This is a genomic window from Sinorhizobium sp. 7-81, assembly GCF_030124405.1.
Taxonomy (GTDB): domain Bacteria; phylum Pseudomonadota; class Alphaproteobacteria; order Rhizobiales; family Rhizobiaceae; genus Sinorhizobium; species Sinorhizobium psoraleae.
The window spans coordinates 1-1,370 of record NZ_JASKLT010000064.1 but is presented as its reverse complement, the minus strand read 5'-3'; the positions used below and the strand labels follow the sequence as shown (position 1 = coordinate 1,370).

Annotated in this window: 1 protein-coding gene; it reads right to left on the bottom strand. The window is 65.0% G+C overall.

All coding sequences use genetic code 11. The features are described 5' to 3' along the window. Positions 1 to 258: 258 nt before the first annotated feature. Positions 259 to 1,293: an IS110 family transposase gene (locus QN224_RS33475; RefSeq protein ID WP_283980162.1), complete on the bottom strand. Its 1,035-nt coding sequence runs from the start codon at positions 1,291 to 1,293 to the stop codon at positions 259 to 261. Positions 1,294 to 1,370 lie beyond the last annotated feature (77 nt).

Sequence of the window (1,370 nt, the reverse complement as noted above, 5' to 3'; positions counted from 1 at the left end):
CCATCTGTGGACGCCCCGCAAGACGCAAGCGGTTTTTTCGGCGGTCGGCACGTTGTCGGATGCTGCCATCTGTCCGGCCTCTTGGTGCAGCGCAAAGGCTGCGGGCCCGTATGGGAGTTCGCGGACCGGATCCATATCACCCGAAGCGTGCTTATGCGCACGGTGGAAAGCCCTGGTTTTCCGGCCCCGTCTCGCCGACTGTTGTGCCATACCCTCCTTCGACCGACCACGTCTCCGACGGCCTCAGGCCCGTCCGGCTTACGCCGTGACCGCGGCTGGAGCCTTGTAACTCTCCTGCTTCATGAGCAGCGCCCAAACGATCCGTGCCATCTTGTTGGCGAGCGCGACCGCCACCAGCATCCGCGGTTTGCGCGCCAGCATCTGTTCCAGCCAAGAGCCCTTCGGTGCGCCGCGCCTTGCTGCCTGTTTTATGACCGCCATGCTGCCGATGATGAGCAGACGCCTGAGCGTGCGCTCGCCCATTTTTGAGATCGCGCCGAGCTTCTGCTTGCCGCCCGTCGACTTCTGCAGCGGGGCAAGCCCGAGCCAAGCGGCGAAGTCGCGCCCCTTTGCGAAGGTCTCGGCCGGCGGAGCGAGGGCCGCGATTGCGGTCGCAGTGATCGGGCCAACGCCGGGAATCGTCATCAACCGCCGCGACACCGCGTCCTCGCGGGCGCGCCGCGCGATTTCGCCGTCGAGTTCGGCGATCCTGCCGTCCAGGTCGGCCAGGAGGTCCAACATCAGCCTGATCATCGCAAGGGCGGCTGGCGGCAACGAGGAGCCCATCTCGTCCTCATCGAGCAGGTCGGCCAGCATCGCCACATAGGAAGGTCCTTTGGGCGCGACCCAGCCATATTCCGTCAGGTGACCGCGGATCGCGTTGATCAGTTGGGTCCGCTGGCGAACCAGAAGATCGCGGGCCCGGAACACCAGCGCCGCTGCTTGCTGTTCCTCGCTCTTCACGGCGACGAACCGCATGTTCGGGCGCTGCGCCGCCTCGCAAATCGCCTCTGCATCGACGGCATCGTTCTTGTTTCGCTTCACGAAGGGCTTCACGTAGGCCGGCGGGATCAGCCGGACCGTATGGCCCATGTCCATCAGTTCGCGACCCCAGTGATGGGCACCGCCACAAGCTTCCAGGGCGACGGTGCAGGCGGGCTGGGCGGCGAAAAAGTCCAACACCTTCCCCCGGCTGAGCTTCTTGCTGAAAACGGCGCGGCCGCGCTCGTCTGCACCATGTGCATGGAAAACATTCTTCGCGATATCCAGACCGATCGTGGTAACCTCAGGCACGGACGCCTCCCTCCAATGGTTGCAACACCGCCATTCTGGCACAGCGATGCCGTCGGGGGGCGTCCACCCCATCACCC